Genomic DNA, 15,596 nt, shown 5'->3' with positions numbered 1-15,596 from the left:
AACACTTACGCCGCAAGCCGCCGCGGCTCGACCTCTGCCTCGATCAGCGGCCGCCAGAACCCCTCCACGAGCGCCAGAACCTCGGCCCGCGTCTCGGCGCGGTTGACGGCGGCGCGGAACTCGGCCGAGCCGGGCAGGCCCTTCGAGTACCAGGCGAGATGCTTGCGCGCGAGACGCACCCCGGGGGCTTCGCCGTAGTGCGCGAGGATCGCCTCGAAATGCTCGCAGAGGATCGCAAGCTGGTCGGCAAGCGGTGGGTCCGGCAGGTGCTCGCCGGTGGCGAGGAAATGCGCGACCTGGGCCAGAAGCCAGGGCCGGCCGTAAGCGCCGCGGCCGATCATCACTCCATCCGCGCCCGAGAGAGCAAGCGCCTCCGCCGCGTCCTCGGGCGTGACGATGTCGCCGTTGACGATCACGGGCAGCCGTGTCGCCGCCTTCACCTTCGCCACGAAGGCCCAGTCGGCTCGGCCTGTGTAGAACATCTGCCGCGTCCGACCGTGCACCGTGACCATGCGTATGCCGCACTCCTCGGCGATCCGCGCGATCGAGGGGGCGTTGAGGCGGGAATGATCCCAGCCCATGCGCATCTTGAGCGTGACCGGGATCGACACGGCGCGCACGGTCGCCTCCAGGATGCGCGCGGCGTGCAGCTCGTCCTTCATCAGCGCCGAGCCGGCGTTCTGCCCGTTCGTCACCTTCTTCACCGGGCAGCCGAAATTGATGTCGATCAGCCCAGCCCCGCGGTCCTCGTTCATCCGCGCGGCTTCCGCCATCGCCTCGGGGTCGCAGCCGGCGAGCTGAACCGCCTGCGGCGAGCCCTCGGTGCCGACATCGGTCTCCGCCATCCTTAGCGTCTGGCGGTTTTCGCGGATCATCGCCCACGACGCGATCATCTCGGAGACGACGAGCCCTGCGCCGAGGCGGCGGCAGAGGCGTCGGAACGGAAGGTCGGTCACCCCTGACATCGGCGCGAGGATCACGGGGAGGTCGATCCGTGTGGCGGGGCCGAGCACGATCGGCGCAAGGGCTCCGGGCGGGCGCTGCGGCCGGTCGGCGCGGGATAGGCGCGGCGGCGGCTCCTCCGGCGCGTCGTCTGCGCAGGCTCGGGCCGGGCGGTCGGGCGAGGTCCCTTGGCTGCTCATGATTTGGGCAAAGTAGCGACGGCCGGGGTGCTCCGCAATGCGCCTCGGGCTCACTCCGCCACCGTTTGTGGTCGGTTTGCAGGCAGGGCCGATCCCCCCTAGCCTCCGGGCTCATGCGAACCGTGGCGCTGATCCTCGCATCGGGGCGTGGCGAGCGGCTCGGCGCGCCGATGCCGAAGCAGTTCCTCGAGCTCGCGGGGGCGCCGGTGCTTCGCCATGCGGCGCTTGCCTTCCTGCGCCATCCGGGCGTCGCCTCGGTGCGTGTGGTCGGCCCGGCGGAGCCCTGCGCCGCGGCGCTTGCGGGGCTCGGCGTTCCGCCCGCGATCCCGGGCGGGGCGAGCCGGCAGGAGAGCGCCCGCGCCGGCCTCGAGGCGCTTGCGTCGGACCCGCCGGACGCGGTCCTGATTCACGACGCCGCACGGCCGCTCGTGCCGGCCTCGGTGATCGACGCGGTGCTCGCAGCCCTCGCCGAGGGGGCCGAGGCAGTGATCCCCGCCCTGCCGGTGACCGATACGCTCAAGCGCGAACGGTCAGGGCTCGTGGCGGGGACGGTGCCGCGCGAGGGGCTCGTGCGCGTGCAGACGCCGCAGGGCTTCCGCTTCCCGGCCATCCTCGCCGCGCATCGCGCTGCTGCCGGCGGGTCTCTCACCGATGACGCCGCGGTGGCCGAGGCTTCGGGCATCCCCGTCCGGCTCGTGCCTGGTGCGGAGGAGAACCTCAAGGTGACGTTCCCGGGCGATCTCGCGCGCGCCGCCGCGCTCATCGGCGCGGCGCTCGTTCCCAGAACCGGCACGGGGTTTGATGTGCACCGGCTCGTGCCTGGGCGGCCGCTCGTTCTCTGCGGCGTGGCCATTCCCTCGCCGGTTGGCCTCGCCGGGCATTCGGATGCCGATGTCGGCATCCATGCGCTGTGCGATGCGCTCTATGGCGCGCTCGCTGAGGGCGACATCGGCACCCATTTCCCCCCTTCCGAGGCGCGCTGGAAGGATGCCGACAGCGCCGTCTTCCTGCGCCACGCGGCCGGGCGGGTGGCGGCGCGGGGCGGCAGGATCGCCCATGTGGACGTGACGCTGATCTGCGAGCGTCCGCGCATCGGCCCCTACGCCGCGGCGATGCGGGAGCGGCTTGCCGTGCTGTTGGATGTTTCCGTCTCGGCCGTGTCGGTGAAGGCGACGACGACCGAGCGCCTCGGCTTCACCGGCCGCGGCGAAGGGATCGCCGCGCAGGCAGCGGCGACGGTGCTGCTGCCTGCGTGACGTCCGGAAGGTGGCCTGCCGCCTGGCTCTTAGGCCGTGCGCGCCCGGCGAGGCCCGCGAGCCCGAGCCCGATGAGGGCGAGCGTGCCGGGCTCCGGCACAGGCTGCGGGTCGGGGTCGTTCTGGGCGAGAGCCGTGATGCCGACGGTGAAGCCGTGCCACCCCTCGTTCTGGTCGGTGAAGGTGATGCTCGAGAAGGTTCCGGGTAGACGACTCGTGCCGTGGAACTCGTTGAAGGTCCCGGGCGTGCTGAACCCGGTCCCGGCGGAGTTCAGGGTCGGACTGCCACACCTGAACGCTCCGCAGCCCGAGCTTCAGGATCTGGATCGGCGTTCCGGAGTCGACGATGTTGGCGTTCCAGCTCACCATGGCAAGCACGGGGTTCACCACCGGCTGCGAGAAGGTGATCGTCTTCGTCCCGCCCTCGTCCAGCGCGATTATCTCGCGTGGCGGCGGTGCGTTCGGCACAAGCGGGCTCGTGAAGATCCCGGGCGGGCCCATGTCGTTTGTTTCGCTCCCCGTCTGCACGAAGCGGTAGGGCCCACTGTAGGTGACCGTGATGGTGGTCGAGCCGGACGTGATCTGGCCGGTGGCGGAGTTCGTGCCGGCCGTCTGCCAGTCGGTCCAGCTGATGGGCGCCGCGGTTGCCGGGCCGGCGAGCGCCAGCCCGATCGTGGCGGCCGAGATAACAGGTGTCAGTCGCATTCGTCGTCAGTCCCTTGCACACATCTGACATGTCGCCTCGGGCGCCGGCGTCCCGGCTGCCGACCGGCCCCGGCGGCGGTCGAGCGCGTGGCACTCTCCATGCCAAGTCTTAACGTATTGATGGAAAACGGTTTTTCTGACACGCCCTCGCGTTCTGTAAAATTTTCGACACTTTCTGCGGAACGGGTCGGACGTCGGGCACCCTGACGCGATCCGACCAAGCCGCAGAATGCAGTGCAGAATGCAACTCCGTGGGCAAAAAAACGCGGGGCCGACCGCTCGTCAGGCCCCGCGAGGCAAGGTTGAGGAAGGCTTAGCAACCGATCGCGCCAAAGTCGCGCGACCGATCACCCAAGGTTCAGCAAGCCTCGTGCCAGCCTCAGTCGGGCGACAGCGTGTCCGCCGCACCGTCCGGGTCGGCGGCCGCCTCGGCGCGGCGGGCGGCAAGCCGGGCGAAGCGGAGCAGCACCGCCCGACGACGCGCCGGGGCGAGCCTGTGCTCCAACGCCTCCCGGAGCAGCGCCCCGCCCCAGGGGTCGGCCACGATCAGCCCGGCATCAGCCGGGATGAGCCCCTGCGGGAAGTCGTGATCGACGGCGAAGTAGAGCCGGTCGCACCAAGCGCGGTACTCCTCCCACTTGTTATCGGCGAGGAAGTCGCGCGCGCAGGACTTCACCTCGACGATCGTGATCTCTCCCCGTGCGCCGAGGCAGACGAGGTCGGCACGCCGTCCGTCGGCGAGCGGCACCTCGCGCAGAACCGCATGGCCGAGGGCGGCCAGAAGCCGCGCAGCACCTCGGGTCACCGCCGCCGTACGCAGAGCCACCCTCTCCATCCCGCTACTCGATCGCGACAGCGTAGTCGAGCCGCGCGGAACGGCTGATACGGTGCTCCACCGCCACGCCGTCGAGCCCGAAGGCGATCCGCCTGATGCGCAGGATCGGCGTGCCGGGAGCGATGCCGAGGCTGCGCGCGACCGCCACAGGGGCAGCCTCGGGCGAAATCCGGTCCTCGGCGCGGGCAACCGTGACGCCGCAATCGTGCTGATAGAGCACGTAGAGCTCCTCGGCGAGATCCTGCCCTACCGGGAGGTCGAGCCGCGCGAACAGCGGCAGCGGAAGCGCGATCGTCTCGTGAACGAGCGCACGCCCACCGACGCGGCGCTCGCGGGTGAGACCCAGCACCAGTGCCGAAGGCGAGAGGCCGAGCGCGCGCGCCTCCCCAGCGCGCGCGGCGCGTCTGCGCGCCGCGAGCACGCGCCCTGTCGGCACGATGCGCGCTCCGTCCGGTCCGACCAGGCGGAAGAAGCGGAAGCGCGCGCGATCGGAACTGTGGCGCAGCACGGCGGTGCCGCGGCCCTGGCGGCGCTCGACTACGCCGGCCTCGGCGAGCTCGTCGAGCGCCCGACGCACCGTGCCGAGTGCGACACCGAGGCTTGCCGCAAGGCGCTGCTCGGAGGGCAGGTAGTCGCCAGGTTGCCACTCGCCGGTGACGATTCGCCCGAGCAGGTAGTCATGCACCTGCTGGTAGAGCGGCCGCGCCGTGACGGCCGGACAGGCGCGCGGAAGATCCTTTGACATCATCCGGTCTTATAAATGACGAATGATCGAGTGACAGCGCAATGCGCCCACGGACAGCCTGGCATGGGAATGACAACGGGGAAGCGCCGCACTGACCGCAGCGGAAGGAAGTGAGCTCGATGCCTGTGCGCGTCGCACCTCCTCGTCGAGGGTCGTGCCGCAACCGTCACGGTCGCCGCGACAGCGTTCACCTCGGCCAGGTGGAAGCGGAGGCTCCGCGTCATGGACAGCGAGGGACGGTCGAGACGACCGCGTTCGATCCGTCTCCGGCCGATCGCCCGCTTGATCGCGGGCGCCCCGCCTAGGGTCGAGGAGGACGCGTCCGGCTGGATCCGGAAGACCGGCGACAAGAGGCGCAACGGCGACGTCCTGACGCTTGCGGAACACTGGGTGACGGGGGCCGCGCTCTCCTTGATGGACACCTTCTCGGCTTCGGCCGAGTGCGTCGGGCCGCAGAGGGGCTTGGGGCGTGCGAGACACGGGTTCCCGATCAGCCGGGGCAACGCGACCGTCAACCCGACCGACCGGGTGATCACGGTCGCCGCGCATCGAAGCCCTGCGCGACACACGCCGCCGCGCACCGTTTTCGACCTCTCAGGCCTTGTCCGCGGCGAGATGACCGTGGACGAAACCGGCGAACGCCTGCTCCCGCTCGGGCCGCTTCTCCGCGACGCGCGCCTGACGGGCGCCGCGGCGCGCAAGCACCGCAAGGACCGGCTGACATCCCTCGACCGGATCGCCTCGTGTGACGGCTGGGTGCCGCGGCACCCTGTTCGACGCGCCAACAGAGGGGGACACGAAGATCCCCCCGCATCACCAACGGGAGGACACTCGGATGCGCAGAAGGACACTGATCGTCGGGCTCGGTGGTGCAGCAGCCGCCGGTTTCGCCGCACCTGCGTTGCGGGCGCAGCCGCGCGAAGTTCGGCTCGCCGAGCAGTTCGGCATCGGCTACCTGCCACTCAGCATCATGAAGGTGCGCAAGCTGCTCGAGGCGGAGGCCCGGGCGCGCGGGGTCGAGGTCACCACCGCCTGGGTTCGTTTCGCCTCCGGCACGGCGATGAACGAGGCGCTGATCAGCGACAATCTCGACTTCGCTTCCGGAGGCGTGGGCCCCCTGCTGACGATCTGGGCGCGCACGCGCGGAAACCTCGACGTCAAAGGTGTGGCGGCGCTGAACTCGATGCCGCTCTACCTCAACACGATCAACCCGAACGTGAAGACGATCGCGGATTTCACCGAGAAGGACCGGATCGCGCTGCCGGCGGTGAAGGTGTCGATCCAGGCGGTGATCCTGCAGATGGCGGCTGAGAAGGCGTTCGGTCCGGGCAACCACACGCGGCTTGACCATCTCACCGTGTCGATGTCGCACCCGGACGGTATGGCCGCGATGCTGTCAGGGCGGAGCGAGATCACCGCGCATTTCAGTTCCGCGCCGTTCCAGTACCAGCAGCTCGCCGATCCGCGCGTGCGCCGCGTGCTCAACAGCTACGACGTGTTGGGCGGCCCGCACACCTTCAACAGCGTCTGGGCGATGGGCCGCTACCGCTCGGGCAACCCCGAGATCATGGCCGCCTTCATCGCCGCGCTCGATCGCGCCATGGGCATGATCAAGGACGACCCCGAAGGCATGGCGGAACTGTGGATCGCCGACCAGGGCTCACGCCTCAGCAAGGACGATGCCGTGAAGATCATCCGTGACCCCGAGATCGCGTGGACGACCACGCCGCAGAAGATCATGGCCTTCGCGGCGTTCATGCACCGCAACGGCAGCATTCGCGCCAGGCCGGAGCGGTGGCAGGACGTCTATGTCGAGGACATCGCCCACCTGCTGGGATCCTGAGCGGATGGAGGCGGACGCGATCGCCGCGGCCCGGAGCGCGGCGGCGGGGCAGCAGGCGATGCCAAGGCCTCTGCTTTCGGCGCGAGGCGTCACCCTGCAATACCGCACGCCGCACCACATCGTCACCGCCACCTGGCGCGTCGATTTCGACGTCCTTCCGTCCGACCGCTTCATCCTGCTCGGCCCCTCCGGCTGCGGAAAGTCCTCGCTGCTCAAGGCGGTTGGCGGGTTCCTCGCGCCGGCCGAGGGGCGGCTGACCATCAACGGGAGGCCGATCGTGCAACCAGGGCCCGATCGGATGATGGTGTTCCAGGAGTTCGAGCAGCTCCTGCCCTGGAAGACGGTGCTCGGCAACGTCCTGTTCCCGATGCGCGCCACAGGGCGCTTCCGCGGCCGCGAGGCGATGGAGCGCGCGCGGGACATGATCGCGCGGGTCGGGCTGGCGAAGTTCGCCGACGCTTATCCGCATATGCTTTCGGGCGGGATGAAGATGCGCGTCGCGATCGCGCGTGCGATGGCGATGGAGCCCGATATCCTGCTGATGGACGAGCCCTTCGCTGCGCTCGATGCGTTGACGCGCCGCAGGATGCAAGAGGAGCTGCTCGGGTTGTGGGATCAGCTCCGCTTCACCATGCTGTTCGTCACCCATTCGATCGAGGAGGCGATCCTGGTCGGCAGCCGGATGCTTGTGCTGTCGCCTCATCCGGGACAGGTCCGTGCCGAGCTGAACGCGGAGGCATTCCACCACGGCAACGTCGACCAGGCCGCCTTCGGCGCGCTCTCGAAGCGAATCCACCGCCTGCTGTTCGAGGACCGGGGGACGCCGACGTGACCGCAATTGATCTCTCCTCGCGGCCGGAGTTCGAGCGCAGCCCCGAGGATTTCTCGAACCAGGATCCGGTCGAGCGGCCGCTGCCGCTGTGGGAACGGGCCTGGAACAGCACGGCGCTGCGCCGCACGGTGCTTCTGGTCCTGCTCGCTCTGGCCTGGGAGGCCTATGCGCGGCTGCTCGCCAATCCGCTGCTGTTACCGTCGCTGACCGAGACGCTCGAGGCGATGGTGCGTGACCTCGAGAGTGGCCTCCTGGTCCGGCGCACCCTCACCTCGCTGAACGTACTGGTGCTGGGATATGCGGCCGGACTGGCGATCGCAGCGGTGTTCACCACGCTCGCGGTGTCAAGCCGGATCGGCACGGACCTGCTTGCGACGCTGACCGCGATGTTCAATCCGCTGCCGGCGATCGCGCTGCTGCCGCTCGCACTGATCTGGTTCGGCCTCGGCGTGCCATCGCTCGTGTTCGTGATCATCCATTCGGTGCTCTGGGCGGTCGCGCTCAACACGCACACCGGCTTCCGCACGGTGCCGGAAACGCTGCGCATGGCCGGGCGCAACGTCGGTCTGAGCGGCGTCCGCTACGTTGCGCTGCTGCTGATCCCGGCCGCCTTTCCGGCGATCCTCGCCGGGCTCAAGATCGGCTGGGCCTTCGCTTGGCGTACGCTGATCGCCGCCGAGCTCGTGTTCGGCGCGTCCGCACGCGAAGGCGGGCTCGGCTGGCATATCTTCGAGGCGCGCGCGCAGCTCGAGACTGCGACCGTGTTCGGCGGCCTGCTGGTGGTGATCGTGATCGGGCTCACGGTCGAGAGCGTGATCTTCCGCGCCATCGAGGCGCGAACGGTGAACCGCTGGGGTATGCAGCGATGACCGACATGCTGTCGGTCGCGGTGCATCGCGGAACAGGCGGTGTGCGCTTCGACCGCTTCGAGGTGCCGCGTCGTCCTGCGCAGACGGTGCTCGACGTGGTGACGTGGATCCAGCGCGAGGCGGACCCGACGCTCGCCTACCGCTTCGCCTGCCGGGTCGGCATGTGCGGCTCCTGCGCGATGACGGTGAACGGCAGGCCGCGCTGGACCTGCCGCACACGCGTCGAGACGGTCGCGCCCGACGGGCGGCTGACGCTCGAGCCGCTCCGCAACATGCCGGTGGTGAAGGACCTGGTCGTCGACATGGCCCCGTTCTTCGCCAAGTGGGTTCAGGCGAAGGGCGTGTTCACGCCGCGCGCCGATCTCGGCGCTGACTTTGCCGTCGTCCCCCCTGCCTCCCCTGACCGCGCCGCCGCCGATGCCGCCGTCGAGTGCATCGGCTGCGGCGTCTGCTATGCCGCCTGCGACGTGGTGGCCTGGGAGCCCGACTATCTCGGCCCGGCGGCGCTGAACCGCGCCTGGACCCTTGTCAACGACGTGCGCGACGGTGGGCAGGACGCGCGCCTCGCCGCAGTCGCGGGGGATGCCGGCTGCCGTGCGTGCCACAGCCACGGTTCCTGCACGCGGCACTGCCCGAAGGCGCTCTCGCCCACCGCCTCGATCGCCGGGCTGAAGCGGGCGGTGCTGCGCGCCGCCCTGCACGGGGGGGCCTGAGGTGAGCCCGGCGCGTCTGTTCCTGCTGCAGCGCGCCTCTGCCGCCGTGCTGGCGGTTGCGGTTCTGGTGCATCTCGTCACCATCCTGGTCGCGGTACGCGGCGGGCTCACCGCCGGCGAGATCCTCGGCCGCACCGCCGGCAACCTCGGCTGGCTCGCCTTCTATGTGCTGTTCGTCGTCGCGGCGTCGATCCACGCGCCGATCGGGCTGCGCGCGATCCTGCGCGAATGGGCGGGCTGGCGCGGCTGGTCCTGCGACGTCGCGATGGCGCTGTTCGCCGCCCTTCTGCTTCTGCTCGGGCTGCGCGCGGCCTGGGCGGTCTTCGCCGCATGATCCGCGCGCACCGCAACCACCCAGGCTGGTGGGCCGCCCTGCTGCACCGGCTTTCGGGCCTCGCGCTTGCGGTCTTCCTGCCGTTGCACTTCCTCGCCCTTGGCACCGCGCTTGAAGGGGCAGACGCGCTCGACCGCTTCCTCGATCTGACCGCGAGCCCGCTGGTCAAGCTCGCCGAGACCGGGCTCGTGCTGGCGCTCGCGCTGCACCTCGCCCTCGGCCTGCGCGTGCTGCATCTCGAGTTCCTCCCACGACCCGAGAGCCGCACGCGCACGGTCGTCGCCGCCTGCTTCGGCATCGGTGTCGCGGTCGCGCTGCTGTTCGCGCTGAACTTGAGCGCGTGATGCTGACGCTTTCGGCCGGCACGATCGCGCTGGTCTCGCTCGGCGCCTTCGTCGGCGCGGTCTCGGCCGGCGCGGCCGGCTTCGCCTTCGCCCTCACGGCCTCGGCGATCTGGCTGCACGTGATCGACCCTGTGCGCTCCGCGCTCCTCGTGGTCGCCTCTGGCGGGCTTCTCCACACGATCCTCGTCTGGCGCATGCGCGCGATGATCGACCGCGCGCGGCTCGCGCCTTTCCTGATCGGCGGGCTGATCGGCGTACCGATCGGCGTCGCCCTCCTGACCGTCGTCGATCCGCTCGTGGTGCGCCGTATGCTCGGCGCGGTGATGGTCGCCTACGGCGGCTACGCTCTGCTCGCCCCGGCGCTGCCGCACGTCACCGCCGGCGGGCGGCGCGCCGATGCCGCAGTCGGCCTGGTCGGCGGCATGATGAGCGGGCTCGGCGGCTATTCAGGCGTACCGACGACGATCTGGGCGCAGCTGCGCGGCTGGCCGAAGGAGCGCGCGCGCGGCGTCTACCAGCCCTTCATCCTCGCGATTCATCTCGCCACGCTGGTGCTTGTGGGCGGGCTCGCCTTCGACCGGACGAGCGCGCTCCTACTCGCGGTCACGCTCCCGGCCCTGCTGGTCGGCGGCTGGCTGGGTTATCGTCTCTACGGACGCCTGAACGAGCGGCAATTCCAGCGCCTGCTCGCAGTGATGATCGCCGTCTCCGGCGCCGCCCTCTTGCTCTGACGGAGGACAGGATGCAACTCGACCTCGCAGAGATCGAGGAGATCGCCAAGCTCCTCTACATCCGCGCTCTGAAGCTGCTGCCGGACGACGTGAAGGAGGGCTTCGTCCGGCTGCAGCGCACCGAGACCGACCCGACCGGCCGCAGCCTGCTCGCCACGATGGTCGAGAACATCGCGGTTGCCGAACGCGACGACAACCTGCTCTGCCAGGACACCGGGATCCCGATCTACAACATCACGATCGGCCGCGGCGTCTCCTTCGACGGCGCCGCGCTCAAGGCGGCGATACGCCGCGGCTGCGAGCGGGCGACGCGCGAGCACCCATTGCGGTCCTCGGTCGTGCATCCGATCACGCGCCGCAACGAGCACACCTCCTGCGGCATCCGCGTTCCGGTACTTCATATCGACTTCGACGACCGTCCCGAGACGGTGGAGATCGAAATGATCCCGAAGGGCTCGGGCAGCGAGAACGGCTCGTTCCTGCGCATGCTCGTTCCGGCCGACGGGGTGGCGGCGGTGAAGCGCTTCGTGATCGACCGCGTGATCGAGGCGGGCGGCAAGGTCTGTCCACCCACCATCGTCGGCGTCGGCATCGGCGGCACCTCCGATCTCTGCATGCATCTCGCCAAGATCGCCGCGACGAGGCCGCTCGGCTCCGTCTGCGCCGACCCGGAAGGGGCGGCGCTCGAGAGCGAGCTGTCCAGAGCCGTGAACATGCTGGGGATCGGTCCGCAGGGTCTCGGCGGCGATTCCACCGCCTTCGCCGTCCATGTCGAGACCGCAGCGACGCACATCACCATGAACCCGGTCGCGGTGAACATCCAGTGCCACTCGGCGCGGCGCGCGCGCGCCACCATCACGCCCGGCGGCGTCACGTTCGGGTTCTGAGCCATGACGCACCAGGTCCTCTCCATGCCCTGCGACGAGGCGGCGGTGCGTCGCTTGCGCGTCGGCGACACCGTCACGCTCGAGAACTGGCTGTTCGGCATCCGCGACGCGACCCAGATCGCGATGTTCGACAGGGGCCGGAACATCCGGCTCGACCTGCGCGGCCATGCCGTCATCCACACGGCGCCGAACGTGAAGCGCGTACCGCCCTCGCCCGAAGCGCCGGCGGGCTACGCGCCCCTCTGCATCGGCATCACCACCTCGATGCGCATGGAGCGCTTCACCGAACCGCTGATGCGCGACCACGGCGTGCGTCTGGTCATCGGCAAGGGCGGGCTCGGCCCCGCCTCGGCCGAGGCGTTCCGGCGCTACGGCGGCGCCTATCTCGCGGTGGTCGGCGGCGCCGCCGCCCTCGAAACGACCTGGATCACCGCGATCGAGGATGTCGACCTCGACGACCTCCATCCGGAGAGCCTGTGGAAGTTCCGCATCAGGCGCTTCGGGCCGCTGCTCGTGGCGATGGACAGCCACGGCGGCAGCCTCTACGCGACGGTGGGAGAGCGCGTCGCCGCGCGACGCGCCGCCGCCCTCGCCGCCCTCGGCGCGGAGGACTGAGCCGATGGCCGTACGCGGCATCGACACGCTGCGCACAGACATCCTGATCGTCGGCGCAGGCGGCGCGGGGCTGTTCGCCGCGCTGCACGCCAAGCGCGCCAACCCCGCGCTCGACGTCACCCTCGCGGTGAAGGGCCTGGTCGGTAAGTGCGGCTGCACGCGCATGGTGCAGGGGGGCTACAACGTGGCTCTTGCCCCAGGCGATTCGGTCGAGCGCCACTTCATGGACACGATCGAGGGCGGCAAGTGGCTCAACCGCCAGGATCTCGCCTGGATCCTGTGCGAGACCGCACCGAAGCGGATCCGCGAACTCGAAAACGAGATCGGCTGCTTCTTCGACCGCAACCCGGACGGGACGATCCACCAGAAGGCCTTCGCCGGCCAGACCTTCGACCGCACCGTCCACAAGGGCGACCTGACGGGGATCGAGATCATCAACCGCCTCTCCGAACAGGTTCTCGCGCGCGACGTGCGCCGGCTCGAGGACCATCGCGCGCTCGCGCTGATCCCCGCGGCTGACGGAACGCGCCTCTCAGGCGTGCTTCTGCTCGACATGCGCGAGGGAACGTTCCGCTTCGTCCAGGCCAAAGCCGTGCTGCTCGCGACCGGCGGCGGACCGACCATGTACCGCTACCACACGCCTTCGGGCGACAAGTCCTGCGACGGGCTCGCGATGGCTCTGCGGGCGGGGCTGCCGCTGCGCGACATGGAGATGGTGCAGTTCCACCCAACCGGCCTGCTCGCCGGCGAGGAGACGCGCATGACCGGCACGGTGATCGAGGAAGGCCTGCGCGGCGCCGGCGGCCATCTGCTCGACGGCGCGGGACGGCGCTTCATGTTCGACTACGACTCAAAGGGCGAACGGGCGACGCGCGACGTCGTGAGCCGGGCGATCATGGGTGTGATCCGCGAGGGCCGCGCGACTCCCGAAGGCGGGGTGTGGATCGCGATGGCGCATCTCGGCCCCGAAAACGTCCGGCGCCAGTTCAAGGGTATGGTCGAGCGCTGCGCCGATTGCGGTTTCGATCTTGCCGGCGGGCATGTGCCGGTCATCCCGACCGCGCACTACATGATGGGCGGCCTCGTGTTCGAGGCGGACTGCAGCACAGAGCTGCCCGGGCTGTTCGCCGCCGGCGAGGATACGGGCGGCGTGCACGGCGCGAACCGCCTCGGCGGCAACGGCGTCGCGAACTCGACCGTGTTCGGCGGCATCGCCGGGGAGTCGATGGCCGCCTGGGTGCCGCGGCACGGCGCATTCGCACCACCCGACCTTGCCCTCCTTCAGGCGGCGATCGATAAGACACTCGCCCCGTTCGCGCGCCCGGCCGGCGACCTGTTCGGCCTGCGCAGACGCCTGCTCGACGTCATGTGGCAGGATGTCGGCATCCTGCGCGATGCCGCAGGGCTCGGGCGCGCGATCGCCGCACTCGACGCTCTCGCGGCGGAGGTCGAGGCCTGCGGCGTTCCGGACGGTGACCGCCGCTACAACCTCACCTGGCAGGACCGCCTGAACCTCGAGAACCTCGTTCTCGTCAGTCGCGCGATCGCGACGGCGGCGATGGCCCGCACCGACAGCCGCGGTGCGCACTGGCGCGAGGACTTCCCCGCGACCGGCGACCTCGCGGCCAGCCGCTACACGGTGGTGCGTCTGACAGGGGACGCGCTCGCCGTCACCACCGAAGCCGTGCGCTTCGACATCGTTGCGCCTGGCGAAACGCTGCTGCGCGAGGCAGCCGCATGAGGCGTGACCGGATCGCCATCTCCGAGTTCATGGACGAGGACGCCGTCGCTGCGCTCGCCGCGCGTTTCGAGGTGCTCTACGACGCCGCGCTTCCCGACGACCCGGCCCGTCTGGCCAACGCGCTCGCCGACGCGCCGGCGCTGATCGTGCGCAATCGCACCCAGGTGCGCGGGGCGCTGCTCGCGGCGGCGCCGCGGCTCAGGGTGGTCGGCCGGCTCGGCGTTGGCCTCGACAACATCGACGTCGCGGCTTGTGCCGAGCGCGATATCCGCGTGATCCCGGCGACGGGCGCCAATGCCGATGCGGTGGCGGAATATGTGATCGCAGCACTCCTGATCCTGCTGCGCGGCGCCTTCGGCGCGACCGAACGCATCGCCGCTGGCGAATGGCCGCGCACGGCACTCACCGGCCGCGAGGCACAGGGCCGGCTGCTCGGCCTTGTCGGCTTCGGCGACATCGCGCGCCGGATCGTGCGGCGCGCGACGGCGCAGGGGATGCGGGTGGCCGCCTGCGATCCGGCGATCGGCCAAGACGAGATTCGCCGCGCAGGCGTCGAACCGATGACGCTTGATCCGCTGATCGCCGCGGCCGACGTCATCTCGTTGCACGTGCCGCTGAACGACACGACCCGCCGGCTGATCGATTCGCGCCGGATCGCCGCGATGCGGCCCGATGCGGTGCTGATCAACACCGCGCGCGGCGGCATCGTCGACGAGGCGGCCCTGGTCACAGCGCTGCGCGAGGGGCGGATCGCCGGTGCGGTGCTCGACGTCTTCGAGCAGGAGCCACCCGAGGCGCCGCAACGCTTCGCCGGCGTGCCAAACCTTCTCCTCACGCCGCACATCGCCGGCGTCACAAAGGAGAGCAACCGGCGCGTCTCGGCCCTGATCGCCGAGCGTGTCGCCGCCGAACTCGAACGGACAGCATGAGCACCGAGACACTCCCCTTTGACGCAGCCCAGGCGCTGGCCGCTGCCGCGCTGCGTGCCGCTGGCGCAGGCGCTGAGGCCGCACGACACACCGCGCGCATGCTCGCCCGCGCTGACCTCGACGGCATCGCCTCGCACGGGCTCACACGCGTTCCGGCCTATGCGTCCCAGCTCCGTTGCGGCAAGGTGAAAGGCGAGGCCGTGCCGTCCGTCACGCGACCATCGAGCGCGACCGTGGCGGTCGATGCCGATGACGGGCTCGCCTATCCGGCGATCGCGCTCGGGCTCTCCTGGATGGCCTCGCTCCTGCCGGCGCAGGGCGTGGTGGCGCTCGGCGTGCGCAACAGTCACCACGCCGGCGCGATGGGGTTGTTCGTCGAGGACCTCGCGCGCGTGGCGGGCGCCTTCGCCCTTGGCTTCACGAACTCTCCGGCCGCGATCGCGCCTGCCGGCTCGGGCACGCCCCTGTTCGGAACCAACCCGGTCGCTTTCGCCTGCCCCGTCCCGGGGCGTGACCCACTGGTGATCGACCTCTCCCTGTCCGTCGCTGCGCGGGGGAGAATCATGGTCGCGGCGGAGAAGGGCGAGCCGATCCCCGAGGGATGGGCGGTCGATGCCGAGGGCAGGCCGACGACCGATGCGCGCGCCGCTCTTGCCGGCGCGATGCTGCCGATCGGCGGCGCGAAGGGAGCGGCGCTTGTGCTCGCGGTCGAACTGCTCACAGCGGCGTTGACCGCAAGCCACGCCGGCTTCGAGGCCTCGAGCTTCTTCGACGATCGGGGCGGGCCGCCACGGATCGGCCAGGCCTTCATCGCGATCGCGCCCGGCGCCCTGGGGGCCTCGGCCCAGGCCGTGGCCGAGCGTGTGCGGGCGATCACGGAACGGATTCTCGCCGAGCCGGGTGTTCGTCTTCCCGGGGACCGGCGTCTCGCACTGAGGGCGAAGCACCGGGCGGAAGGGATCCCCTATCCGGCCGCGCTTCTTGCGACCCTTCGCCGCCTCGCCTCCGCCTGAGCGGCGCCGCGACGGCGCCAGCCGTTCCGCCATCTCCGGCCGGTGGGCCTGGGTGCCAGGGGC

The 15,596-nt window shown here is 70.4% G+C and carries 18 protein-coding genes and 1 pseudogene; 15 read left to right on the top strand and 4 right to left on the bottom strand.

Going from position 1 to position 15,596, the window contains the following annotated elements; all coding sequences use genetic code 11:
* Positions 1 to 5: 5 nt before the first annotated feature.
* Entirely contained in the window at positions 6 to 965 is a 960-nt protein-coding gene (gene dusB, locus KO353_RS01355; RefSeq protein WP_235692079.1) for a tRNA dihydrouridine synthase DusB, read from the bottom strand.
* A gap of 290 nt (positions 966 to 1,255) precedes the next feature.
* On the opposite strand from dusB, the gene KO353_RS01350 reads away from it, so the two are divergent.
* Positions 1,256 to 2,398, top strand: coding sequence for a bifunctional 2-C-methyl-D-erythritol 4-phosphate cytidylyltransferase/2-C-methyl-D-erythritol 2,4-cyclodiphosphate synthase (locus tag KO353_RS01350; protein ID WP_218285992.1), 1,143 nt, complete (start codon positions 1,256 to 1,258; stop codon positions 2,396 to 2,398).
* Here KO353_RS01350 and KO353_RS16970 read toward each other — a convergent pair.
* Entirely contained in the window at positions 2,337 to 2,498 is a 162-nt protein-coding gene (locus tag KO353_RS16970; protein ID WP_235691975.1) for a PEP-CTERM sorting domain-containing protein, read from the bottom strand. The genes KO353_RS01350 and KO353_RS16970 overlap by 62 nt on opposite strands.
* Before the next feature lie 458 nt (positions 2,499 to 2,956).
* On the opposite strand from KO353_RS16970, the gene KO353_RS01340 reads away from it, so the two are divergent.
* Positions 2,957 to 3,130 carry a hypothetical protein gene (locus KO353_RS01340; RefSeq protein ID WP_218285991.1) on the top strand — a complete coding sequence of 58 codons (174 nt, stop codon included), beginning with the start codon at positions 2,957 to 2,959 and terminating at the stop codon, positions 3,128 to 3,130.
* A gap of 351 nt (positions 3,131 to 3,481) precedes the next feature.
* Here the strand turns inward: KO353_RS01340 and KO353_RS01335 are convergent, their stop codons facing one another.
* Entirely contained in the window at positions 3,482 to 3,937 is a 456-nt protein-coding gene (locus KO353_RS01335) for an MmcB family DNA repair protein (protein ID WP_218285990.1), read from the bottom strand.
* Between the two features lie 4 nt (positions 3,938 to 3,941).
* A complete protein-coding gene (locus KO353_RS01330) occupies positions 3,942 to 4,682 on the bottom strand; it encodes a GntR family transcriptional regulator (protein ID WP_218285989.1) in 741 nt (246 codons plus the stop codon).
* Positions 4,683 to 4,904: 222 nt separating this feature from the next.
* On the opposite strand from KO353_RS01330, the pseudogene KO353_RS16965 reads away from it, so the two are divergent.
* The 13 genes and pseudogenes from KO353_RS16965 to KO353_RS01265 all read left to right on the top strand — a co-directional run.
* A pseudogene (locus tag KO353_RS16965) lies at positions 4,905 to 5,321 on the top strand (hypothetical protein); the annotation flags it as partial.
* A 196-nt stretch (positions 5,322 to 5,517) separates the two neighbouring features.
* Positions 5,518 to 6,525 carry an ABC transporter substrate-binding protein gene (locus KO353_RS01320; protein ID WP_218285988.1) on the top strand — a complete coding sequence of 336 codons (1,008 nt, stop codon included), beginning with the start codon at positions 5,518 to 5,520 and terminating at the stop codon, positions 6,523 to 6,525.
* A gap of 4 nt (positions 6,526 to 6,529) precedes the next feature.
* Entirely contained in the window at positions 6,530 to 7,357 is an 828-nt protein-coding gene (locus KO353_RS01315) for an ABC transporter ATP-binding protein (RefSeq protein ID WP_218285987.1), read from the top strand.
* Positions 7,354 to 8,226, top strand: coding sequence for an ABC transporter permease (locus KO353_RS01310; protein WP_218285986.1), 873 nt, complete (start codon positions 7,354 to 7,356; stop codon positions 8,224 to 8,226). The genes KO353_RS01315 and KO353_RS01310 overlap by 4 nt, the downstream gene beginning before the upstream one ends.
* Positions 8,223 to 8,939, top strand: coding sequence for a succinate dehydrogenase/fumarate reductase iron-sulfur subunit (locus KO353_RS01305; protein WP_218285985.1), 717 nt, complete (start codon positions 8,223 to 8,225; stop codon positions 8,937 to 8,939). Before KO353_RS01310 ends, KO353_RS01305 begins: the two co-directional genes overlap by 4 nt.
* A gap of 1 nt (position 8,940) precedes the next feature.
* Positions 8,941 to 9,273 (top strand): succinate dehydrogenase, encoded by a 333-nt coding sequence (locus KO353_RS01300; RefSeq protein WP_218285984.1) that lies wholly within the window; start codon positions 8,941 to 8,943, stop codon positions 9,271 to 9,273.
* Positions 9,270 to 9,617, top strand: a complete 348-nt coding sequence (sdhC, locus tag KO353_RS01295; protein WP_235691974.1) for a succinate dehydrogenase, cytochrome b556 subunit — start codon at positions 9,270 to 9,272, stop codon at positions 9,615 to 9,617. The genes KO353_RS01300 and sdhC overlap by 4 nt, the downstream gene beginning before the upstream one ends.
* The gene (locus tag KO353_RS01290; protein WP_218285983.1) at positions 9,617 to 10,348 is read left to right on the top strand and encodes a sulfite exporter TauE/SafE family protein; all 732 of its coding nucleotides are present in this window, start codon (positions 9,617 to 9,619) and stop codon (positions 10,346 to 10,348) included. Before sdhC ends, KO353_RS01290 begins: the two co-directional genes overlap by 1 nt.
* 11 nt (positions 10,349 to 10,359) lie before the next feature.
* Entirely contained in the window at positions 10,360 to 11,235 is an 876-nt protein-coding gene (locus tag KO353_RS01285; protein WP_218285982.1) for a fumarate hydratase, read from the top strand.
* Between the two features lie 3 nt (positions 11,236 to 11,238).
* Positions 11,239 to 11,850, top strand: a complete 612-nt coding sequence (locus KO353_RS01280; RefSeq protein WP_218285981.1) for a fumarate hydratase C-terminal domain-containing protein — start codon at positions 11,239 to 11,241, stop codon at positions 11,848 to 11,850.
* Between the two features lie 4 nt (positions 11,851 to 11,854).
* On the top strand, positions 11,855 to 13,591 hold the full coding sequence (locus KO353_RS01275; RefSeq protein ID WP_218285980.1) for an L-aspartate oxidase: 1,737 nt from the start codon (positions 11,855 to 11,857) through the stop codon (positions 13,589 to 13,591).
* On the top strand, positions 13,588 to 14,520 hold the full coding sequence (locus KO353_RS01270) for a hydroxyacid dehydrogenase (protein ID WP_218285979.1): 933 nt from the start codon (positions 13,588 to 13,590) through the stop codon (positions 14,518 to 14,520). The genes KO353_RS01275 and KO353_RS01270 overlap by 4 nt, the downstream gene beginning before the upstream one ends.
* Entirely contained in the window at positions 14,517 to 15,533 is a 1,017-nt protein-coding gene (locus KO353_RS01265; protein ID WP_218285978.1) for an Ldh family oxidoreductase, read from the top strand. The genes KO353_RS01270 and KO353_RS01265 overlap by 4 nt, the downstream gene beginning before the upstream one ends.
* Positions 15,534 to 15,596: the final 63 nt, after the last annotated feature.

Source organism: Elioraea tepida (assembly GCF_019203965.1).
GTDB lineage: Bacteria > Pseudomonadota > Alphaproteobacteria > Acetobacterales > Acetobacteraceae > Elioraea_A > Elioraea_A tepida.
Note: the sequence above shows the minus strand (reverse complement) of the source record. Positions and strands in the feature narration are given on the sequence as shown.